Consider the following 23527-nt stretch of genomic DNA (forward strand, 5'->3'; position numbering starts at 1 on the left):
TGAACTGCTAAAGATAAGTAAACACGACTCGATATTCGAAAGGAATATCAGGATTTGGTCAACTTTAATGCAGCCCAATTGTCCTTAATAACTGTTTGAACCAAGGAAAGATTATATGCTGCTGCCATATTTTTGATGTCTTCGATGTCCGCTTCATAGAATCCACTCAAAAATAATACCCCACCAGTATCCAGCAGTGAAGAATAAGTCGGCATCTCGACCAAGAGGACATTTTTATTGATATTAGCCAAAACTACATCATACTTGTCTCTGGTCAACTTCAACTCGTCGATCACTCCTTGATGGACTGGCACATCATGCATGTCGTTGAGTCCAAAGTTCTCAGTGCTGTTTTCGATACACCAGTCGTCAATGTCAGTCGCTTCTATGTAAGTAGCTCCTAGTTTTTGTGCCATGATTGCCAATACTCCAGTCCCCGTACCAATGTCTATCACGGATTTGCCTGTAAAGTCGCTTTGCATCTCTAATGAGAGCATGTTGTAAGTCGTCGCATGATGTCCTGTACCAAATGACATTTTAGGAAAAATGACGATTTCATATTCGAAATCAGGATTGGGATCATGAAAAACCGCTCTGACCCGACATTTCCCTTCTACTTCGATGGGGTGATAATTTTTCTCCCATTCTTCATTCCAATTTTCCTTTTGTACTTCGGTATAGGAGTACTTGGCCTGAGTCAAATCTTTGTATCGCTGTATTACCTCACGTACTGCCAACTCCTGAAAGAGATTGCTAGCCATGTAGGCATCCAACTGATCCTCACTTTCTTCGAAAGTATCAAAACCAATTTCAGCTAATTCGGCGATGAATATTTCGTGAAAATCAGCAGCACAAGAAATAGAAAGTTTTATAAATGTCATCTGTTACATCCTGCAAAGGACTCTATATCGGTGTAGTAAATGGAAAAATCTGCCAAAGATCTATTTTTTTCTATATAAATATACACATCAGCCAGGCCGTGGTTGCTGACTGTTGCCCAGTGACCTGGACGATCTGCATAGAGTGCATTGACTTCTTTGAATACTATGACGTCTGCGAAGGACTCTGAGTCCTCCACATATACCCTGAAATGTGCTCTTTGAGGATCTTTCTCATAAAAGACCTTGCCATAGATTTCACAAGGATCGTTGTTGGGTTGATCCACAGAGTTAAAAACCGAAAAACACAAGATCAAAGACAGTAGAATTGAAACCATACAGGTAATATAGATAAAAGCACAAAATGAACTTGATTCCTGTTGATACAAGAATCAAGTTAAAATGTAAATGGGGTCTTAAAATGCGTTGACGATGGCTAGGAAATCATCCGCTTTGAGTGATGCACCACCGATCAAACCACCGTCCACATCTGGCTGAGAGAAAAGCTCCTGAGCATTGTCTGGTTTGCAGCTACCGCCATAGAGGATAGGACAAGCTTCCGCAGCAGCCTTGCCAAATTTGCTAGCCAAGTGTGCTCTTAACTCAGCGTGCATTTCTTGTGCTTGCTCAGAGCTGGCCGTTTTACCCGTGCCGATCGCCCAGATGGGCTCGTAGGCAATGGTGATTTTAGCAAAGTCATCAGCTGACAAATGGAACAGACTCTCTGTCAATTGTTGCTTCACATAATCGTACATCGTACCTGCTTCTCTGATCTCCAGTGGCTCACCACAGCAGAAAATTGGAATCAAATCATTAGACAATGCGATATCTACTTTGCTAGCAAGGAGAGCAGCCGACTCGTAGAAGTACTCTCTTCTTTCGCTGTGACCCAAGATTACATAGTTAGCACCTGTTGACTTGATCATAGATGCAGAAATCTCACCTGTATAGGCGCCAGAAGCTTTGTCACTACAGTTTTGAGCAGCAATTTGGATTCCTTTTTTACCAGCTACACTCGTCGCTACAGTTGTCAAGTGAATGTAAGGAGTACCCAAAACGATCTGTGCCTTTTCTTCTCCAGTCGCCTTTTCCAATACTTCTAAAGCCAATTTTTTTCCAGCTTCCAGATCATTATTCATTTTCCAGTTGCCTGCTACGATTTTTTGTCTCATTATTATGTCTATTTTAAAGAATCCAAATTTTGATTGCACAAAGTTGTAAAAATTATGGCATTAATTGATGATTATTCATCATTTTAGCAATTGGATTGAATGGCACATATCTCCCCCCATTGTGAATTTGACCTCATGATTTGAAAGTATTTCTCATTTCTTTAAACTAGAATAATTATGACTAGGCACACCTATGATTTCGGAGTAATTGGCAATTGCGCATTTAGCGCCCACATCAAAACTGACACCAACATCTCTTGGATGTGTTGGCCTAGATTTGACAGTTCCTTTATTTTTGGCAAACTGATAGATGATGAAAAGGGGGGGGAATTTTCTGTACTTCCTGTAGATGGTACATTTGACTCCAAACAATACTACATCGAAAACACCAATGTGCTATGCACCGAAATAGAATGCGCCACTGGCAAATACAAGGTGACTGATTATGCACCTAGATTTGAACAATACGAACGCCATTACAAACCTCTGATGCTCATCAGAAAAATTGAGCCTATCTCTGGACACCCTAAAATCAAAGTCAACTGTGATCCAGTGGGCAATTATGGAGAAACCATCCCTGAACGTACCATCGGTAGCAACCACATCCGTTACAATGGTCTGGGTTCTCAGGTTCGGTTGACCACTAACATCTCGATGAACTACATCATCAAGGATCAGGAGTTTGTCCTCAACGAAACCAAATATTGTGTACTCACATATGGCCAACCCATGGAGGCCGAACTCAAAGAAACGTGTGAAAATTTCCTCGATAGAACTATCCGGTACTGGAGACGATGGGTCAAAACAGCTAGCATCAACCAGTTTCAGCAGAAAGCAGCCATTCGCTCTGCTTTGATTCTCAAAATCCACCAATACGAAGACACTGGCGCTATCGTCGCTGCATTGACGACCAGTTTGCCCGAGGCTCCAAAATCCACCAGAAACTGGGATTACAGGTTTTGCTGGATGAGAGACACCTACTACACACTCAATGCCTTCAACAACATTGGTCACTTTGAAGAACTCGAGAAGTACTTTCATTATATCATGAATATCACCAGCTCCGAAACAGAGCGCTATCAGCCGCTCGTAGGTATCGGAGGTGAAAAGAAACTGATCGAGATAGAAACCAGCCTCAAAGGTTATATGGGCGAAAACCAACCTGTTCGTGTAGGCAACCAGGCCTATGAGCACATTCAAAATGATGTGTACGGTCAGGTATTGGTCTCATTGCTACCTCTCTACTATGATCAAAGAATCATATTTACGGAGACTTTTGACAGTGGAGATCTCATCTTCAAAACACTCAGCTTGATCGAAAAGACCATGGAACAGTCTGATGCTGGACTGTGGGAATTCCGAAACCTGAAACAGTACCACTGTTATACCTACCTATTTCACTGGGCAGGTTGCCTAGCAGCCAAAAAAATAGCTGCAGTGATAAAAGATGAAAAAATGGACAAACTAGCAACCAAGCTAGGAGCCATAGCACAAGCCAAAATTGAGGAATGCTACAGCCCAATCAAAAAAGGCTACAGCCAAGCCATCGGCACAGACAGAATGGACGCCAGCTGTCTACAACTCATCAACATGGGCTACCTCGACAACAACAGCGAAAGAGCCAAGCAGCATTTGATTGCCATGGAAAAAGATCTCCATGCAGGTGGTGGATTGTTTTACAGATACAAGCATCAAGATGACTTTGGCGAGCCAGAGACAACTTTCTTGATTTGTGCATTCTGGTATGTAGAGGCATTGGCCTGTGTGGGCAGGCTAGATGAAGCCATCGAGCATTTCAATACATTGGTTGGATACAGCAACCATGTCGGACTGCTCAGCGAGGATGTCACTGAAAAGGATGGTAGCATGTGGGGTAATTTCCCCCAAGCATATAGCCACGTGGGACTACTCAATGCTGCAGATAGAATCGCCAAAAAATTGGATATTCCAGATTTCAACAGCTAAAATTTATGATCAAAAAAAGGATATCCAGTGGTTCAACTTTTGAAAAGTTGATCGGGTACTCTCGGGCAGTGGTAGACAGTCACTATGTACATGTGTCTGGTACCACAGGCTATAATTATGCGGAGATGACCATCTCAGATGATGTGGTACAACAGGCCAGACAATGTTTGCTTAACATCTCGCAAGCATTGACAGATGCTGGCAGCAGCATGGAAAAAATAGTTAGGGTCAATTACATCTTGCCCAACAGGCAGGATTTCGAACCTTGTTGGCCAGTACTCCGAGAGTTTTTTGGGGATATTAGGCCAGCAGCAACCATGATCGTGGCAGGTTTGGCAGATGCCCATATGAAAATTGAAATAGAGGTGACAGCCACCTTGTAGTCGTTTAGATTGCAGAACAAATCTCTATTATTTACTTTCACCCAGATTTTGGATAGACAAATTTGGGTGAAGGTACAAAATTGAATCAATTGACCCGGGAATTACAAAGCTCCCGTTATACAGTTTGAAAACATCGAAAAAATGAACGAAAAATTAATATACGGAATCCAACAGATAGGAGTAGGGGTAGATGATGCTGGCAAAGGATTCGAGTGGTACGGGACTCGATTAGGTGCCGATGCCTGTATATTCGATGATAACAATGAAGCTACCTACATGGCCAAATACATGGGAGGGGAGCCAAGAAAGAAAAGAGCAATCCTTGCCATGAATCTTCAGGGAGGCAGTGGATACGAAATCTGGCAGCATACGGGTCGCACACCGCTCAAAATGAAAGAACCCTTGGATTATGGTGATCTTGGCATCAACATCGCCAAAGTGAAATCTCAAAATATCCAACAAAGTTATGATAGGCTACAATCCTACGGTGTGACGTTTCTGTCCGATATAGTGACTGCACCAGACGGTATCAAATGCTTTTATATCCAAGACCCTTGGGACAACATCCTACAGATCAAAGAATATGACTCTTGGTACAAAGCCAAAAAGCACGATATGGGTGGCATATTTGGTGCAACTCTCGGTGTATCTAACATCGACGCTAACATGAAGCTTTTTGCAGGCTTGTTGGGCTATGATCAAGTCATCTATGACAAGACCGGCACTTTTGAAGACATCTCTGCCTTATCCAAGGGCACAGAAAAATTTAGAAGGGTCTTGCTGACTCATGCCAAAGACAGAAAGGGCGGATTCTATCCACTATTAGGAGACAGCCAAATCGAGCTCGTACAACGCCTCGATTCAAAGCCTAAAAAATTGTTTGAAAACCGCATGTGGGGTGATATTGGTTTTATTCATCTCTGTTTTGATATCAAAAACATGAAAAAATTGGTTCAAGAATGTGCCGACAATGGTTTTCCGTTTCAAGTCCTGAGTTCAGAATCATTTGACATGGGAGATGCCAACGGTCATTGGGGCTACATCGAAGACCCAGACGGTACCTTGATCGAGTTCGTAGAAACGCATAAAGTGCCGTTGATCAAAAAGTTGAATTTCAACATCAACCTGAGAAACAGAGATCCACACAAACCCCTGCCGAACTGGCTGATCGATGCGATGAAAATTAAGCGCCGCAAATTTTAGAAAATTTTCATAGCTTAGTCGATTGGAGTATCAATCTGCTAAACTATGAATATCCCTTCGCTCAAATACCTCTGGCACAAAATGCTAGATGGCTTTTTACGATTCCCTCTGACGATCGTCTCATCAGCCATTGGTTGTGCTGTAGCGATCTATTTGACAGAGAAGGAATTCAACAGTGTCAACATCCTGCCATATGTCAATGTCCTGCTCACTTGCGTGATGGGAATCCCTCTGTTTTTTTGTGTCTCCATTCTCACTAGGCATTACCAATTTGATCGAGTCAAAACCACTTTAGCATGGATTATTTCGATACTTTTTCTTGGGTTGATTTTTTACTCTCTACCCAGCACAGAGTCCACACACAATACCTCAGTTCCCTACATTCGATACGTCATTTATAACCTAGCCATCCATCTTCTCGTCTCGTTCATTCCCTTCTTGACGAAAGGACACGTCAACGGCTTTTGGAATTACAATCTTCATCTTTTTATTCGGTTTCTGACATCTTTGGTCTATTCTGGTTTTTTGTATACAGGTCTTTGCATGGCGCTACTTTCACTCAATCTGCTGTTCAACATAGACATAGATGAAAAGCTCTACTTCGAGCTTTACATTCTTGTCCAAGGATTGTTCAACACTTGGTTCTTTGTTTCAGGCGTTGATGCTGATTTCAGTCAGCTAGATACAGATAGATCTTACCCTCTTGGATTAAAAATCTTTACGCAATATATCCTAATGCCCCTGTTGGTTTTGTACTTGATCATCTTGTATGGGTATGGATTCAAAATCATCGTGAGTTGGGATTGGCCAAAGGGCATTGTTGCCTATCTCATCAGTTGCGTCGCAGTCTTGGGTATCTTCAACCTCCTGCTCATGTATCCATACAGCAAAATCGAAGCAGCCAACTATTGGATCAAACGGTTCTCGAAGGTGTACTACTATACGCTCATTCCGCTGATCCTGCTCCTTTTCATCGCGATCTATCTCAGGATCGGTGATTATGGGATTACCGTCAACCGCTACATTCTCGTTTTGTTGGGTATATGGCTTTCTATCGTTACGGTCTATTTTATTTCTGGGAGAGAAAACATCAAGTTTATCCCCATATCTCTGACGCTGGTATTGGTTATTACTTCCTTTGGTCCTTGGGGTATTTTCTCATGGAGTGAAAGAAGCCAAGTCAATCGTCTCAAAAAATATTTGGAGGAAAACGGCATTCTCGAAAATGGAAAAATTATCAATGAAATCACTTGGATTCCAGACAGCACGTTGAATTCTTCAACAGGCATGCACAAACCCTCCTACATTCAACTGCCTGATTCCATCCACAACGAAATCATCTCTATTGTCCAATACTTAGACGACTATCACGGGTTCAAACAAATCCGACCTTGGTACAAACAGAATGTCGACTCACTGATGTCGATTCACGAACAAAACCTGACATACACACCAGATGAAGGGAACAAATACCTCGAAATTGCCAACCTTGATCCTTACTACCAATATCCAAACGAATACCTTTATTTTCACTTTAGCAGAAATACCAAGGAATGGATAGACACCAAAAACTACGACAAGATGCTGCTCGTTGAATGCTCCATCTACGATAACCAAAGCTGTGTCAGTGACTATCATGAAAACAACACCGTAAACAATCAGGTGATCGTAAACTCAGACACAACCATCCCACTCAAAATCGTATTAGAGACCGATACATTGAACATATCCATGACGGATCTGCTGCTGGAACTCATGCACAAGCATGAAGAAAAGCAGTACAATCTGCCTATCAGCACCATGATGCTCGATTATCAACAAGACAATCATGATCTTAAAATCATTTTTAATCAAATTCGATTAAACGGAGACCAAGAGTCCATTCAACTGAATCAGCTAGATTTTATCCTCCTTTATAGGTATTTGTAGCAGCAATCACATGCTTTGATCCTTGAGAAGGAAAATTCGTACTACCTTCGCAGTTAGTTAATTAGCTTTTCACGTGATCAATCAGGTTTTTGCACAAGGTTAAATTCATATCGATGCTCCAGCACTGTAGCAGTGTGTTTATTCTTTGCCTGATATGCCTGATATGCCTGATTAGTTTTTCGGCACTAGGTCAAAGTGATTATGACATGCAGGGGGGACTTTCCGAAGGACTCAAAAGTGTACGCTCCAAGAGCACCAAACTGTGGGGCTTTGTCAATGAAAACAACCAAGAAGTGATTCATTGCAAATACGATCTGGTAGAACCCTTCGAAAACAGTCTGTCCATTATCCAATACAAAAATTATTATGGTGTAATCAACCAAAGCGATAGCTTGATCATCCCACCTATCTATGACGATCTCAAATCCGTAGACAATCATTCCTTTACAGTCAGACTGAGAGGAAGCGAAGGTGCTGTCAATGAATACGGAATCGAAATTATTCCTATTAAATATCAAAAAGTCATCGCCGTGGACAAAGACCTTATCATCGTCAAGATGGACAATGATTGGGCGCTGGTCAATCATGCAGGTGAATTCCTCTCGGGTTTTATCTATCAACAAATATATCCCATGCGCGAAGGGATGATTAAAGTAAAAATAGATAGGTCTTATGGGTTTTTGAATGCCAAAGGAAAAATGATCATAGCAGCCAACTTTGACAACTTAAAGTATTTTTCTGAAGGGTTATCACCTGCCAAAAAAGGGGAGTACTGGGGAGCAATTAACAAAAAAGGTCAAACAGTCATCGATTATTTGTACGAAGACATGGATCCGGTGCAAGATGGACTAGCAAAAGTCAACCTCAATGGAAAGCAAGGATTCATCAACACACAAGGTCAAGAAATCATTGCCATCAGATACAAAAACGTAGAATTCAGAGACAGTCATGTAATCTGCGCAGAAGAGCCTTTGGGCCTATTGCTATTCAACCCAGAAGGTCAGTTGCTGTCTGACAAACACTACGACAAACCCAAGTACTGGAAGGACTATTACAAAGTAAGCGATGACAAAATATTGGTGATCAGAAAAGGTCTGTATGGATACCTCAATCAAGATGGCAGTGAGTTTGTCCCCTGTCAGTACGATGAGGCCAAACCTTTTGAAGAAGGAATTGCCAAAGTCAAGATAGATGACAAATGGGGCCTCTTGGATAAAAACAACAACATCATCCTCGATATCAAATATGACAAGATTTCAAAGTTCAACAATGGATTAGCAGTAGTCTCAGAAAACGGGTATCTAGGGTTAGTCAATCAGTCTGGCAGACTTATCTCCAGAGTAAATTATGACCTACTGGAGCCCACATCTGATTTTCAATTTATCATTCGCAAAGAATCAAAATATGGTGTCCTTGATCAATTTGGTGTCCCAATTATTCCAGTAGAATACGATAGCCTGTACAAGAATCTATACAGCGCAGGCTACTTCGTAAAGCGAAGCGATAAGTGGGGGTATTTGGATGAAATGGGTGGCCTAAAACTACTAGTCCAATACGAAAAGATACAAGTCTATGATGACGAGACGGTCATCGTACAAAAAAACGGCAAAAGTGCACTGATGAATCTAGACAATCATGTCAAGATTCCATTCAATTATGAAAAGCTAACGCTTACGCCTGAAAAATTCATTAGAATAGAAACCAATGGCAAAGTTGGACTTGCATCACTCAATGGACAGGTACTGATCAAACCCAAATATGAAGACATTCGTCATATCAAAACCTATTCGGCAGAAGTCCAGCGCAAAGGTGACTGGATGACTGTACACTTCTAGTAGTAGGTTATTCCTAAACACAGTCATCATGCCCTATTGAGTTCAAAGCTCATCACAGTGCCTTTGTTGACTTCACTCTGCACTTCGAGAGATGATTTGTGTGCCAAAATCAACGCACGACATATCTTGAGTCCTAAACCTATTCCCTTCTCATTTTTAGTCCCTAGTTTGGTGGCAAAAGTGCTTTTCAATTTGACCAAATCCTGTGGAGAAATCCCAACACCCTCATCTATGACACTGATTCTCACTTTGTTGCTCGGGGCTGCCACGCTTTGTAGCGTAATCGTATCATCTTTGCTAGAAAATTTGACGGCATTACTGATGAAGTTTCTCAAAATCGATTTGATCATGTCAGGTTGCCCAAAGACATCATCCACCTCTAGGTTGACACGAAACAGGATTTCTTTTTCCTCAAATGCCTCCGAAAAAAGAAACTTGAGATCTTCCACCACGCTAGAAATATTGACTGGCCCCTTCTCAAAATCAGCCTCATCACTCTGACTTTTGATCCAAATCAAGATATCGTTGATCAAGAAGTTGACAGTCGAAACTTGAGTTTCTATTTTTCCGATGTACTCCATGGTTTCATCTTGTGTCAGGTCTCCACCTTTTGCCAGTTCTAATACCCCATGCAAACTTGCCAAAGGAGAGCGCACATCATGAGCCAATATGGCAATGAGGTCTTTACGCATTTCGCTCAGCGAGTTGACCCTGAGATAACTTTCCTTGATTCTGGTGTCTTCTTCGGCCAGCAATTCTGTCCTGTTAAAACTCAACCTGTTTTGCCGTTCGATTTGATATTTGGTCAATGTGAGCCCACTCAAAGTCATAATATAAAGCATCGTCGTATTGACCAACTCGTAAGAGTCATCAAAGAAAACAACCGCAAGAATAATCCCTAATAGTGTGATAGGAGCCAAAATCAAGGAATGTCCATACATAATCCCTGAAAAAACAAAAGAACCAAATACCACTAGCAACATGATACTATGTATGCCTGACAGACCATTGCCACTAGTCTTGATGAGCCACAACTGTGACAAAATGGTAAAAAAGAAGATAATGATGGGGATCAAATATGGCCGATCTATATAGTGTCCCTTTTCCATGCGGGTCACCAGCCAGATAAACAACAAGTAAAGAGGAATAAAGACAAAAACTTGCCAAAGGATGGATTCGATATGTCTTTGATGAAAAAAGTAATAATCCTTGATGGCATAGATCCCGTTGAACAAGACCAACAAAATCAAAAAATACTTGACATACCTGATCTCTGTCCGAATATTGAAGAGCCTAAACCCTGCTTCCAATTCGTCATCATGAAACTGAAGACTCCAAGTATTGATAAATGATTTTGACATCCCCCTAATAATCCACTTGCACTGAGCAAGATAGCTACTTAGTTTTTCACTTAAAAGAAAATAAAACTAATTGAACCAACTGCTGGATTTTCAATACTTACAGATTACTAGTCTTTGAAGAGGTCATTGTCAGTCGCTTTAGCATATCTCTGACTTTGTCTGTTCCGAAGATACTATACTTAGCAGCCGATTGATTACCTCCGACTTTGATGGTATGCGCTGTGTCCGGCATGGCCTTAAATGTATCTTCGTCAGTCCAATCGTCTCCTATAGCCATCACAAAGTCCGCCTTGTAGCGTTTGAGCCAATTGGTCGCTGCACGACCTTTGTTCACCTCGGTACTTTTAATCTCGATCACCATGTCGCCTTCCAGTACTTGCAGGTTCTGATTAGACGCCAAGTATTTCAAATGACTCATGAGCTCTCTGGTGCGGAGTTCTCCCAGACCTGTCTCCACTTTGCGGTAGTGCCACACCAGCGAATAGTCCTTCTCCTCGATAAAGGATCCTGGGGTTCGGTTGACATAGCCTTCCAATACGTCCTTGATGTTTGACATCCACATATTGGTCAAATGAGTGATGGTTTCCCATTCTCCACCTGCCTTTCTCAACCATACGCCATGCTCAGCGATCAAATCCATTCTCCTGCCCGTAAACCACTTCTCCAAAGTTGTTTTGTCACGGCCGCTTATGATCACTACATGTGTATTAGGGTATTTCAGGATTTCATCTAGGATCTCGTAGAGTTCGTCGTTGGGGATGGCCAATTGTGGATCAGGATGAAAGCCCGTCAGCGTACCGTCATAGTCCAAAAACAACAGTCTTTCCTTTGCTTTCTTAAATTCCTTTCTGATAGTGGTGATGGTCTTTTCATCTATGATCTTAGTCTTCTGTGCCAACTGTCTCTTCTTGACATGATCGAGGCGATTCATAAACAAATCTACCCAATGATAAATGTTGTAGCGCTGCAAGGTATCCTGCATCACAGTCATGCGTCGGATTTGTTCCTCCTCACTCATTTCCAGCGCATCTTTGATTGCTTCTATCATCTGTGTTTGATTGTTGGGATTGACCAAAATCGCATCGGACAGCTCTTTGGATGCTCCAGCCATCTCACTCAAGATCAACACTCCCTTCTTCTCCAACTTGCTGGCTATAAACTCCTTGGCGACCAAATTCATCCCATCTCTCAACGGACTCACAAATCCTACATGTGCCATGCGATAAAATGCCGACAAGGCATGTAGCGGATAGGACCGGTAGAAATAATGTACTGGGGTCCAACTCAACCTGCCAAACTGGCCATTGATCCTACCGACCAATAAATCTATTTCTTCTTTCAATTCTTTGTACTTGTCCACTTGATAGCGCGAGGGGACGACAATCATGACCAGAGATACTTTGCGCTGGTATTGTGGATATTTCTCCAGGAATTTTTCGAATGCTCTGACTCTCTGAGGTATCCCTTTGGAATAATCCAATCGATCAATGGATAGCATCATTTGAGGTGTGTTGATGGCTGTCCTGTACTCTACCTCCTTTTGTAGGGTCTCGGGGTGGGCAGCCGTCTGATGGTATTTGTCATAGTCGATACCCATGGGCAAGGCATCCGCCATGATTTGGCGATTGTTGTGATTGATGATCCCATGATCATTGCCGATTCCGGCCAAGCGATTGACAGAAGATAAAAAGTGTCTTGTGTCATCATACGTATGGAAACCTAAAAAATCCGCACCCAACATGCCCAACAATAGCTCCCTACGACGAGGTAGCAACCTAAACGACTCATAAGACGGGAAAGGAATGTGCAGAAAGAATCCTATTTTCAAATCTGGCTTCTTCTTTCTGAGCAATTCAGGAACCAGCAGCAGTTGATAATCATGAATCCAAATCGTGTCCTGAGCATTGCATTCCGCCAAAACCGCATCAGCAAACTTCTGATTCACTTTTTTATACGATTCCCAAGTGTTTTCATCAAAGATCGAATATTGATTGAAATAGTGAAAATTGGGCCACAGGGTCTCGTTAGAAAACCCTTCGTAGTACAACTCCAAGTCCTCATCAGTCAAGAAGACCGGAACCATGCTTTGCGACTCCAGTATTTCCGTTGTATTTTTTTTCTCTTCTTTGGTAGTCAATGTAGCTCCTGGCCAACCGATCCATAGGTTGTTGCCACTCTTGTAGATGGAGCCTAGACCAGTAGCTAGACCTCCCTCAGTAGCCTGAAAATCCAACCCTTCGGCAGATTTGACCACTTTTACGGGCAGGCGATTAGAAACAATAATTGTTTTTGGAGCAGGTTTTACGGACATACATCGGAGTTTTCTTGTCTACGGTCTCTTATTGACCGTTGGTTCAAAATTAATGATTATTGACTAGACCCTGAGAGTCTCTTCAATACAATAATATGTCTTTTCGCAGGTCTTTGAATCTATACAGGTCATGTTTCTCCAAATCCTCCAATTCCTGGTAGCTCCCATTGCGCTCTATCCACTTTCTGACTAGATCAGTACCATTGAGGATGTCGATCGGCAGCAACTTGGCTTCATACTCATAGGGAGGTTGTTTCCACGCAAAGTTCTCTCCCAGATGATGATAAAACTCTCTGTTGAGCATTTGTCCTACTCGCCACGGCTTGAACTGCACATAATCGGTCACATGGATTTGATAGCCATGACAGACCTTGCCCGTATGCTTTTGAAAGGTCGGCACAAAGGAAACAGGCCTCAGCACAAATCCCGTCAAACCTGCCTTTTGGAACTCCCTGTTGAGGCGATCTAGCAATTCATAATTCTTGATCGATGGATGCCCTACTGTCTCCAAACTCTTGGTGGTCCCTCTGCCCTCAGAGATATTCGTCCCCTCAAAAATCACCGTAGCAGTGAAAGTAAAGGCGGTTTCTATCGCAGCTAGATTGGGTGAGGGCAGTACCCAAGGCAATTGGGTCTCCCAAAAGAACATGTCTCTCGTCCAACCAGTCATAGTGATCACACGCAAGGCACAATCCAGCCCCCAGTATTTTTTGCCCATCATCGCCACCTCACCCATGGTCATGCCATGGCGCATTGGGATCGGGTAGCGACCTACAAAGGATCGAAAATCCATGTCCAAAACATTGCCCTCTACAGCGACTCCCCCGATAGGGTTGGGTCGGTCGAGTACAATCACCTCGATACCTAACTCGGCGCAGGCTTCCATCATGTAAGTCAGCGTGTAGATATAGGTATAAACTCTCGTCCCCACATCCTGCAGATCCACAATCACATGATCGATGCCTTCCAGCATCTCAGGCGTTGGTTTTCGGGTTTCGGAATAAAGACTATATACGGGGAGTTGAAAATGCTCGTGAAAGAAGTGATCCGTCTCCACCATGTTGTCCTGCACGTCAGCAAAAATGCCATGCTGCGGAGAAAATAACTTCTTCAGCCGATCACCAAATAGGTTTTTGACGGTCAGGATTCCATGCTGGTAATGCTCATCGACAGAGGCCGCATGACAGAGGTAGGCAACATTGCCTTTGATGGACGAAACGTGATCTTTGAGTTGAGAGAGACCGGTTTGTGTTTTCATGGATCAAATATAATGAGCAATTAGGAGCTGATACCGATTACTATGCCTTAGCTCACCTTTTTAAATTCTGCCTTGATCAACTCATTTTTGATCTTCTTGCTTGGAAGAAAGGCCAACTTCAACTTGCTGATGTCACGAGCCGACACCTCCTCAGGAGTCTGTTTACCAACCGCAGATGCATGGACGCTAAAAATCCCCAATCCATCCAACTTGACATTGCGACCGTCCATCACCAACTCAGGAATCAAGTCAATTAGCGAATGGATCACTCCGATCACATCAGCCTCATTGAAAGTCGATCGCTTACTGATCATACGGCAGACGTCATCCAAATCCGAGACCTTTCTGTTGGTAAGTATAGGATAGTATCGAGGGTCGTTGACACCTGCGATGCCCGCAGGTCGTTTGCTTACTACTTTGTATTTGATAGACATATACTGATAATTTGATAGAAAGATAGGTGTTTTAATTCAAAATGATACGTATCCAAATACAAAATGATAGGTATTATAATAATTTTAGATGGGTATCTAAATTAGTAAAGATACGTATCATTTATACAATCGGTAACTACTATTTAAGAGACTTGTGCCTAGCGTTGATAAAACCGATAAGCAAAACCTGAGACAGAGATGCTTTCTCTGTCTTTTGATCTCCGTAATAATCGAAATTGCTGTGCTTGATGTGACTCAGGTGCTGCTTAGAGTAGCTTTTCTTTGAGGTAGTCCGCTGTATAATTACCCTCCAACTTGATCATCTCCTCTGGTGTGCCTTCGAAACAAATCGTGCCTCCACCGTCACCGCCCTCTGGCCCTAGATCTATAATCCAATCCGAGGATTTGATGATCTCCATGTTGTGCTCGATGATCACCGCCGTGCTGCCCTGATCGACAAGTGCGTTGATAGATGCCAATAACTTTTCGATGTCTTTGAAATGCAGGCCTGTGGTAGGTTCGTCAAAGATGAACAGGATCTTTTCCTTCTGCGCTGCTTGTCCCCTGCCGAGGAAAGACGCCAACTTGACACGCTGCGCCTCTCCACCACTGAGTGAGTTGGAACTTTGTCCCAGTTTGACATAACCCAAGCCTACGTCACTGAGTGGTTTCAACTTGGCGTAAATCGGTTTTTGATCCTCGAAGAACTCCAAGCTCTCCTCGATACTTAGGTCAAGGATGTCCGCTATATTTTTGTCTTTGTACTCGATCGCCAGTACCTCCTCTTTGAATCGCTTGCCTTTGCATTCGTCACAGGTTAGGTGCAGATCTGCCATGAATTGCATTTCGATCTTCACCTCGCCCTCTCCCTGACAGGTCTCACAGCGACCTCCCTCAACGTTGAATGAAAAGTGTGCAGGCTTTAAGCCTCGCTGTTTGGCCAATGGTAGCTCTGCAAACAAAGTACGGATCGCGTCATAAGCTTTGACATAGGTCACTGGATTGGATCGTGAACTTCTGCCCAAGGGGTTTTGATCGATCATCTCTAGCTTTTGGATCAGGTTGTAGTCACCATCGAGTCCTGAGAACTTACCTGTCTCTTCACCTGTCACACCAAACATTTTGCCCAAAGCGGGATACAATATTTTTCGAATCAAAGTAGACTTGCCAGACCCACTCACTCCAGTCACAACCGTCAGCACCCCTAGAGGTATCTTGACATCCAAGTTTTGAAGATTGTTTTCTCTCGCTCCGAATATATCAATGCTGTGCGTCCATGGCCTTCGCGAACTAGGCACTGGTATTTTTTCTTTGCCATTGAGGAAACGTGCTGTGATGGACTTTTCTTCTTTCATGATGTCTTCCCAGTTGCCCTGGAATACCAATTCGCCTCCATGGATACCTGCTGCTGGACCAATGTCTATGATCTGATCCGCTCTGCGCATGACTTCCTCTTCATGCTCCACTACTACAACAGTATTACCGAGATTTTTCAGTGTCGATAGGACATTGCCCAATCTCGCTGTGTCCCGTGGGTGCAACCCGATACTTGGCTCGTCCAATATGTACATAGATCCTACTAGTGCACTACCTAGAGAAGTAGCCAATTTGATCCGCTGGTATTCTCCACCAGAGAGTGTGGAGGTCAGTCGGTTCAAGGTCAGATAACCCAAACCTACCTCCATCATATACCCCAATCTATTTTTGATCTCTAGCAAAATACGTTTGGAGACTTCCGTTTCATAGGCTGACAATTCTAGGTTTTCAAAAAAGGTGTACGAACTGCCTAAAGGCATCAACACCAATTCCGAAATAGATTTTCCTCCTATCTTCACATAGTTAGCATCCTTTCTCAATCGAGTGCCCTTACAATCTGGACAGGTCGTTTTACCTCTGTATCTGGAGAGCATCACTCTGTACTGAATTTTGTGCAGTTGTGATTCTATGAACGAAAAGAACGCATTGATTCCCTCAAAATCGCCTTTTCCTTCCCATAACATCTCGTATTGCTCCTCGCTCAAATCCTTGACAGGTCTATGGATAGGAAAGTCAATCTTATGCGCCATGTCTAGCAATGGTTTCAACCATTTCTTCATAGCCTCACTTCTCCACGGTACAATGGCATTGTCAAATACTGATAGGTTCCTATCCGAGATGACCAAATCTGGATCTATCCCCAGTACTTTACCAAAACCTTCACACCTCCTACAAGCACCATAGGGATTGTTGAAACTAAACAAATTGATCGACGGCTCTTCAAAAGTGATACCGTCCAATTCAAACTTATCAGAATACTTGATGACTTCCTGATCTCTAAAATGAATGTGGCAATACCCATTGCCTTCAAAGAAAGCCGTCTGTACAGAATCCGCCAATCGAAAATTGGCATCCTCATCATCTTTTTTCACCGACAGACGATCGATGAGAATTTCGATTTCCTCCAGTTTGGTCTTTTTAGTATCTAAGTCCTCAATCGCCTCTACTTCTCCTTTGACCAGAACCCGGGTAAAACCCTTGCTCAAGAGGATATTTAGCTCGTCCTCCAGATTCCTGCCATCATGCAAAGTCAGAGGGGTGGCAATCATAAACTTGAGGTCTTCTGACTGCCCATTGATGGCATTGACCACACTTGTCACTGTGTCACGCCTCACTGGTTCTCCACTAATGGGAGAGATCGTTTGACCAATTCTGGCAAAAAGCAATTTGATATAATCGTAGATTTCGGTACTAGTACCAACTGTCGAGCGTGGATTGCGTGTGTTGACCTTTTGCTCTATCGCTACCGCAGGAGAGATTCCTTTGATATAATCTACTTCGGGTTTTTCCATCCTGCCCAGAAACTGACGCGCATAAGAGCTCAAACTCTCAACATACTTTCTTTGCCCTTCGGCAAACAAAGTGTCAAAGGCCAAAGAAGATTTGCCCGACCCGGACAAACCTGTAATCACGACGAGCTTGTTTCTCGGAATCGCCACACTCAGATTTTTGAGGTTATTGACTCGGGCACCTTTCACTAAAATGAATTGTTTGGGATCTAGTTGGTCAACATCGTACTTTGCCACTTGATTTTCTTTTTTGGCCATTTTGGGATAGGTATTTTGCAAAGCGCAAAAATAGACATACGAGTATGATTTTCATCAGAAAGCTAATAATTGAAATTTATTTTCTGCTTTTTGTCACAAAATGGTCACAGCTTTGTCTTAAGAGAAACCGAAAAAGAACAAAAAATGGAAATATTAATTTTTATGTTGGTTATGTGGTACGGAGGACTGTTCTTTCAGACTTTCTTTTTACATCGCTATTCCGCTCACCAGTCTTTTACTATGTCAAAGCTGGGAGAGAAAATCACTTACATTTTGACTTGGGTATTTCAGGGTTCAAACTACCTGAGTGCCTACGGCTATGGCGTCATGCACAGGATGCACCATGCCTATGCTGATACTGAAAAAGATCCTCACTCTCCAAAATACGATGACAATGTGTTCTCGATGATGTGGAGAACAAAGAACACTTACTCAGCGATCACTAACAAAGAAATCGAGGTAGAGTCTAGATTCACTGACAATGTACCAGAGTGGCCAGCTTTTGACAAGTTTGCTAGGTCTTGGGTATCAAGACTATTTTGGGCTACCGCTTATACGATGTTTTTCTACACATTCGCTACCGCATGGTGGCAGTGGTTGTTCTTGCCAGTTGCATTTTTGATGGCACCTATCCATGGCGCAATCATCAACTGGTTTGCACACATCTATGGCTATGTCAACTTCAAAGTCGGCGATACCTCTAAGAACCTGCTACCAGTAGACGTTTTGATGATGGGAGAAGGCTACCACAACAATCACCACAAGCATGGCAACAGAGCCAACTTTGGTGGTGTGAGATGGCACGAAGTGGACCCAACCTATGTAATCATGTGGATAATGGATAAATTGGGCATGATTCACATCAAACATTTGGAAGTCTCAGTAAAAAAGGAGAACTTCAAGAAAGCAGCTTAAGCACTGTATTATGAACTTTTTGTGAAGCCCTGATTCGTCTAGAGTCAGGGCTTTCTTTTTGTCTGCTTTAGAATTGTGCAGGGTGGTTTGAATGCCACAGACCACGGATGGTGTTTGTTACTTAGTTTATGGATATACAAAGAGTCTCCTGGGTTTGTGACGCACAAACCAAATGCACGAAACAGTTCTGCTGGGTGAGTAGTCTTTATGCAACAAATCAACCATTTTTAGGTATGCAATTCACCGTTCATATATTTATATTTGATTGAACACAGAGTACTGCTTATCTTTCTATCATGAAACAATTAGCCCTCATTCCCCTTATATTTTTTGCTTTGGTATCCCTAGCTCAGCCAAGTGACAAATCCTCAGATTACCTCCAATCAGAATTTCATGCTGCCAGACGAGAAGCTCTTCGTGCCAAACTACCAGCGAACTCTGTTGCTGTGTTTTTCTCCAACCCTGTCCGCAACCGATCCAATGATGTAAGCTATGTCTATCACCAAGACCCAGAGTTTTATTACCTGACAGGACACAAAGAACCTCATTCAGTTTTGTTGGTATTCAAGGAAGATCAAAAAGTGAAGGGCAAGAAGTTCAACGAAATCATTTTTGTCCGAGAACATGACGCACTCATGGAGCTCTACGAAGGTGCCCGAATCGGCCCAGAGGGAGCCAAGGAAAAATTAAACATAGCTATGGCTTTCGAAGGTTCAAGTTTTGGGAGTTTCAACCTTGATTTCTCTAAGTTTGATAAAGTGCTGTTCTACGATTTTCAAAACGATGTAAGAGATACAGACGAGGAAGGTGACCTTTTCGATCTGATCAGCCAATTCAAAGAAAAAATCGGATACAATCAAACTGACCTCAACATCGAGCCTCAGGCCAACAATCTGGATGTCTCGCTCCTTGATCTATACATGACCGAACTTCGTGAGATCAAGACTGAAGAAGAATTGGATTTGCTCAAAAAGGCGATCAACATATCAGCAATCGGTCAGGTGGAAGTCATGAAAGCCATGAAACCTGGAATGTCCGAAACCGAAGTGCAGGGCATGCATGAATTCATCTTCAAAAAATACAGAGCGGAGTATGAAGGCTACCCAAGTATCGTGGGAGCTGGACACAATGGATGCGTCTTGCATTACATCGACAATTACAAACCAGCCATCGAAGACGGAGAGCTGATTCTTATGGATTTGGGAGCGGAATACCATGGCTATACCGCGGATGTGACCCGCACCATTCCCGTCAACGGTAAATTCACCAAGGAGCAAAAGCTAGTTTATGACATAGTGTACGAAGCGCAACAAGCTGCTGCTGACACTTGCAAAGCAGGATTGCCCTTTTATACCTTATATGATGCCACAGCAGAAGTGGTCAATGAAGGTCTAGTCGAATTGGGTTTGTACAAGAGCACTGACAAGAAAGACATCGTCAATCCAGAAACGGGACGCAACCGATACTATCCACACGGCTGCTGCCATCACATTGGGCTGGATGTACATGACAAAGGCATCTATGACAAACTAGAAGAAAACATGGTGATCACCATTGAGCCAGGAATTTACATACCCGAAGGGAGTCCGAGTGATCAAAAATGGTGGAATATCCCTGTCAGAATCGAGGATGATTATTTGGTAACCAAAGACGGATGTGTTTTGCTATCTAATCTGGCGCCTCGTACTTCTGAGGAAATCGAAAAAACCATGGCTCAGCCTAGTGTCTTCTCAGATTATACTTTGCCTAGCCTGGACTAAATGTGGACAAACAATTGATCATTGTCCCAAGAGAGTTCATAGCGTTTCAAATCCCTGCATCTGCTTTGAGCCTCTTCTCCTGAGCGGAGATTGAATCGGTAATCGTGCCACGGACAGACGACCTCTTGGTCGGGGTTGATTCGGCCTTTGACTAGATCGTCGCTCATGTGAGGGCAGGACGATTCGAATCCGAAATAGTCTGTGCGCGTTCTGGTCAGGCAGATTTCAAGATTATCAATCCTGACCTTGATGATTTTGTTCAAACCAATCGTCTTTTCTGCTAGGTCTTTGCTATCGAAAATGAGTACTTTCGTCATCGTATTTTCTGTTTAAACTTGACTTTGTAAGTTAAGGGTGGAAAGTATGAAGTTAAAAGGCTGGATTTTACTTATCTACCGTATTTACTCCCAATTAGCATTTACCCAAAGATGAACTGTCAAAAAAACAAATTCCTCCTCAACAAGAAATATGCCTACCTCAACTGTGCATACATGGCACCTCAATTAAAAAAAGTAGAAAAAGCTGGGAGAAAAGGATTGACCAAAAAACGTCAACCTAATTTAATCACACCAGACGACTTTTTTCATGATCTGAATACAATCAAAATGTTGTTTTCGGAACTAACCAATGCTGGTGACAAAAACCGAATCACTTTGATTCCATCTGCATCCTATGGCATAGCAAATGTCGTCAACAACATTTCCTTGACCAAAGGAGACAATGTAGTAGTTGCTGGAGATCAATTTCCCAGTAACGTTTACCCTTGGATGAATGCATGTCAAGCGCAACAAGCTGAACTCAAGATCGTCACAGCACCAGAAAGCACAGAAAACAGAGGCAAAATCTGGAATGAAAAAATATTGAACAGCATTGATTCAAAGACCAAAGCCGTAGCTCTAGGACATGTCCACTGGGCAGATGGTACTTTGTTTGAGCTAATTGCTATTCGTAAAAAATGCGACGAAGTAGGAGCAGCTCTAGTGATCGATGGCACCCAATCAGTCGGTGCGCTGCCTTTTGATATCCAAGAAATAAAACCAGATGCACTGATCGTGGCAGCTTACAAATGGCTATTAGGCCCTTATAGCGTGGGCGTAGCTTATTATGGAGAGCGATTTGATCAAGGCAAACCGATTGAACAAAACTGGATCAACAGATTGAATAGTGAGAACTTTGCGGAGCTGGTCAACTACCGCAACGAATACCAGTCTGGTGCGGATAGATATGGTGTAGGCGAGCGCAGCAATTTTATCCTCAACCCCATGCTCATCGAATCCTTCAAGCAAATACTACAATGGCAGCCAGCCAACATTCAGGAATATTGCAAAAATCTCATGGCTCCCGCTATTGAGGAGATAAGATCAAAGGGCTACTATATCGAAGACGAATCACAACGAGCTTCACATCTCTTTGGCATCAAAATTCCAACGGACAAAATGGATGCTTTGGCAAAAGCGCTGAAGAACCACAAAGTCAGCGCATCCATCCGTGGATCATTTCTACGTGTGTCTCCTCATGTGTACAATGATCAACGTGATGTGAACAAACTGCTACGAGCTTTCCGATCCATTGGAAGAGCCGATAGTTAATGAAAGATGACTTTAGACTCACGTTAGTTGGCTCGTCATTCTATTTTGTCTAAAATCTAGTATCCAAGGTCTAAATACTAAGATCTAGTCCACCACTTTGACTCCCTTCCAAAAGGCAACATATCCTTCGATCGGTTTAGCAAGGTCTGATATGGACGGATAGTACCACGCTGCATCCTTATTGCTTTCTCCATTCACCTCTAAGGTGTAATAACTAGCGACACCTTTCCACGGACAGGTAGTGTGTGTATTACTTTCTTCAAAATATTCTTTGTGAATAGAGTCTGCCGGGAAGTAGTGATTATTTTCAATTACAATGGTCTCATTGCTCTCGGCGAGTATGGTGTCATTCCAAATGGCTTTCATTTCTCTTCTTGTTTTTTTACTCAACTCTACTTGAGGGACTTAAGTTCCAATATTGTCTATTGATCGAACGAACATAATCACTAATCGAATTTATTAGCAGTACTCCTAGTGAGAAGATAATTTAACCTCACGATAATTTAGGAATGAACAACTGCTATGAATAAACTAGACAAAAAAGAAGCCTGTAATCTTAATATTCTGAACCATACCAAACAATATGAATTAGAACGTTACGTTAAAAGCACAGGTAAAATGAAAAAAGTTGGTGTTAGTGATAGCTTATTGGTATCACATTACAAAAACGGAAGCGAAGCGGCTTTTGAAGAGTTGGTGTCTCGTCATAAGTCCCGCGTTTTCACCACGATATACTTGATCGTCAAAGACAAGTACGTCGCAGAGGATTTACTTCAGGATACATTTATCAAAGTCGTCCATACGGTCAAGTCTGGTAAATACAACGAAGAAGGTAAGTTCCTCCCTTGGGTATTGAGAATAGCTCACAATTTGGCTATTGACTTTTTCCGAAAGGACAAAAGGTACCCAACGATTGTAATGGAAGATGGAAGTGGTGTGTTCAACACACTTGCATTTGCCGAAGATTCTGTTGAATCTCAGCAAATCAAATGCGATACCAATGCCCTGTTGAAAAATCTGGTGCAAGAACTACCAGAAACGCAAAAAGAGGTGCTAATAATGAGACACTACATGCAAATGAGTTTTCAAGACATTGCAGATACCACCAACGTCAGTATCAATACGGCACTCGGTAGAATGCGCTATGCTTTGATTAATTTGCGCAAGAAAATGGAGAAAATGAATGTCGCTTATGACCAAACTATTTACCGAAGTTGACCTAATCAGGTACATCTACGGAGAAACAAGCCAAACCGAGGACGATGAAATTCAAAATGCAATAGTCTGTAATTTGGAGTTGGGAGAAATGCTGTCTCAACTGGAGTTAGACACACAAGTTTTAGACAGACTTTTACTCAACCCTTCACCCCTGAGTCTCAAGCATATTTTTGAGTACTCAGCCAATTATTCTTTGAATCAAAAAGTCTAATCATCCGTCACCAAAACGATGA

Annotated in this window: 20 protein-coding genes; 10 read left to right on the top strand and 10 right to left on the bottom strand. The window is 42.6% G+C overall.

Annotation, left to right across the window (positions count from 1 at the left end):
• Positions 1–47: 47 nt before the first annotated feature.
• From prmA to tpiA, 3 genes are all read right to left on the bottom strand, one after another.
• A complete protein-coding gene (gene prmA / locus N6H18_RS05795) occupies positions 48–881 on the bottom strand; it encodes a 50S ribosomal protein L11 methyltransferase (RefSeq protein ID WP_262310893.1) in 834 nt (277 codons plus the stop codon).
• Positions 878–1216, bottom strand: a complete 339-nt coding sequence (locus N6H18_RS05800) for a DUF6150 family protein (protein WP_262310894.1) — start codon at positions 1214–1216, stop codon at positions 878–880. The genes prmA and N6H18_RS05800 overlap by 4 nt, the downstream gene beginning before the upstream one ends.
• A gap of 78 nt (positions 1217–1294) precedes the next feature.
• Positions 1295–2050 (bottom strand): triose-phosphate isomerase, encoded by a 756-nt coding sequence (gene tpiA / locus N6H18_RS05805; protein ID WP_262310895.1) that lies wholly within the window; start codon positions 2048–2050, stop codon positions 1295–1297.
• Positions 2051–2227: 177 nt separating this feature from the next.
• Here tpiA and N6H18_RS05810 point away from each other — a divergent pair, with 177 nt between their 5' ends.
• The 5 genes from N6H18_RS05810 to N6H18_RS05830 all read left to right on the top strand — a co-directional run bounded on the left by N6H18_RS05810 (position 2228) and on the right by N6H18_RS05830 (position 9365).
• On the top strand, positions 2228–4015 hold the full coding sequence (locus N6H18_RS05810) for a glycoside hydrolase family 15 protein (protein WP_262310896.1): 1788 nt from the start codon (positions 2228–2230) through the stop codon (positions 4013–4015).
• A gap of 5 nt (positions 4016–4020) precedes the next feature.
• Positions 4021–4398, top strand: coding sequence for a RidA family protein (locus tag N6H18_RS05815; RefSeq protein ID WP_262310897.1), 378 nt, complete (start codon positions 4021–4023; stop codon positions 4396–4398).
• Between the two features lie 141 nt (positions 4399–4539).
• Positions 4540–5601 carry a VOC family protein gene (locus N6H18_RS05820; protein ID WP_262310898.1) on the top strand — a complete coding sequence of 354 codons (1062 nt, stop codon included), beginning with the start codon at positions 4540–4542 and terminating at the stop codon, positions 5599–5601.
• 45 nt (positions 5602–5646) lie between these two features.
• Positions 5647–7530: a DUF4153 domain-containing protein gene (locus N6H18_RS05825; RefSeq protein WP_262310899.1), complete on the top strand. Its 1884-nt coding sequence runs from the start codon at positions 5647–5649 to the stop codon at positions 7528–7530.
• Positions 7531–7643: 113 nt separating this feature from the next.
• Positions 7644–9365, top strand: coding sequence for a WG repeat-containing protein (locus N6H18_RS05830; RefSeq protein WP_262310900.1), 1722 nt, complete (start codon positions 7644–7646; stop codon positions 9363–9365).
• A gap of 26 nt (positions 9366–9391) precedes the next feature.
• On the opposite strand, the gene N6H18_RS05835 is transcribed toward N6H18_RS05830, so the two are convergent.
• The 5 genes from N6H18_RS05835 to uvrA form a co-directional block, all read right to left on the bottom strand.
• Positions 9392–10726 (bottom strand): sensor histidine kinase, encoded by a 1335-nt coding sequence (locus N6H18_RS05835; protein WP_262310901.1) that lies wholly within the window; start codon positions 10724–10726, stop codon positions 9392–9394.
• A 97-nt stretch (positions 10727–10823) separates the two neighbouring features.
• Positions 10824–13037, bottom strand: a complete 2214-nt coding sequence (locus tag N6H18_RS05840; protein ID WP_262310902.1) for a bifunctional alpha,alpha-trehalose-phosphate synthase (UDP-forming)/trehalose-phosphatase — start codon at positions 13035–13037, stop codon at positions 10824–10826.
• An 82-nt stretch (positions 13038–13119) separates the two neighbouring features.
• Positions 13120–14295, bottom strand: coding sequence for an exo-beta-N-acetylmuramidase NamZ family protein (locus N6H18_RS05845; protein ID WP_262310903.1), 1176 nt, complete (start codon positions 14293–14295; stop codon positions 13120–13122).
• A 47-nt stretch (positions 14296–14342) separates the two neighbouring features.
• Positions 14343–14729 carry an HU family DNA-binding protein gene (locus tag N6H18_RS05850; protein ID WP_262310904.1) on the bottom strand — a complete coding sequence of 129 codons (387 nt, stop codon included), beginning with the start codon at positions 14727–14729 and terminating at the stop codon, positions 14343–14345.
• A gap of 266 nt (positions 14730–14995) precedes the next feature.
• Positions 14996–17812: an excinuclease ABC subunit UvrA gene (gene uvrA / locus N6H18_RS05855; RefSeq protein WP_262310905.1), complete on the bottom strand. Its 2817-nt coding sequence runs from the start codon at positions 17810–17812 to the stop codon at positions 14996–14998.
• A gap of 144 nt (positions 17813–17956) precedes the next feature.
• On the opposite strand from uvrA, the gene N6H18_RS05860 reads away from it, so the two are divergent.
• Both N6H18_RS05860 and N6H18_RS05865 read left to right on the top strand, forming a co-directional pair.
• Entirely contained in the window at positions 17957–18727 is a 771-nt protein-coding gene (locus tag N6H18_RS05860) for an acyl-CoA desaturase (protein ID WP_262310906.1), read from the top strand.
• Positions 18728–19023: 296 nt separating this feature from the next.
• Positions 19024–20487 (top strand): aminopeptidase P family protein, encoded by a 1464-nt coding sequence (locus tag N6H18_RS05865; protein WP_262310907.1) that lies wholly within the window; start codon positions 19024–19026, stop codon positions 20485–20487.
• Here N6H18_RS05865 and N6H18_RS05870 read toward each other — a convergent pair.
• Complete coding sequence (locus N6H18_RS05870) at positions 20484–20804, bottom strand: Rieske (2Fe-2S) protein (RefSeq protein ID WP_262310908.1); 321 nt, start codon at positions 20802–20804, stop codon at positions 20484–20486. The genes N6H18_RS05865 and N6H18_RS05870 overlap by 4 nt on opposite strands.
• A 111-nt stretch (positions 20805–20915) precedes the next feature.
• Here N6H18_RS05870 and N6H18_RS05875 point away from each other — a divergent pair, with 111 nt between their 5' ends.
• A complete protein-coding gene (locus N6H18_RS05875) occupies positions 20916–22076 on the top strand; it encodes an aminotransferase class V-fold PLP-dependent enzyme (protein ID WP_262310909.1) in 1161 nt (386 codons plus the stop codon).
• Positions 22077–22160: 84 nt separating this feature from the next.
• Here the strand turns inward: N6H18_RS05875 and N6H18_RS05880 are convergent, their stop codons facing one another.
• Complete coding sequence (locus N6H18_RS05880; protein WP_262310910.1) at positions 22161–22442, bottom strand: DUF427 domain-containing protein; 282 nt, start codon at positions 22440–22442, stop codon at positions 22161–22163.
• 252 nt (positions 22443–22694) lie between these two features.
• On the opposite strand from N6H18_RS05880, the gene N6H18_RS05885 reads away from it, so the two are divergent.
• Together N6H18_RS05885 and N6H18_RS05890 are read left to right on the top strand one after the other, a co-directional pair.
• The gene (locus tag N6H18_RS05885) at positions 22695–23294 is read left to right on the top strand and encodes an RNA polymerase sigma factor (RefSeq protein WP_262311588.1); all 600 of its coding nucleotides are present in this window, start codon (positions 22695–22697) and stop codon (positions 23292–23294) included.
• Positions 23269–23505 carry a hypothetical protein gene (locus tag N6H18_RS05890; protein ID WP_262310911.1) on the top strand — a complete coding sequence of 79 codons (237 nt, stop codon included), beginning with the start codon at positions 23269–23271 and terminating at the stop codon, positions 23503–23505. The genes N6H18_RS05885 and N6H18_RS05890 overlap by 26 nt, the downstream gene beginning before the upstream one ends.
• Positions 23506–23527 lie beyond the last annotated feature (22 nt).

This window comes from Reichenbachiella agarivorans (genome assembly GCF_025502585.1).
Taxonomy (GTDB): domain Bacteria; phylum Bacteroidota; class Bacteroidia; order Cytophagales; family Cyclobacteriaceae; genus Reichenbachiella; species Reichenbachiella agarivorans.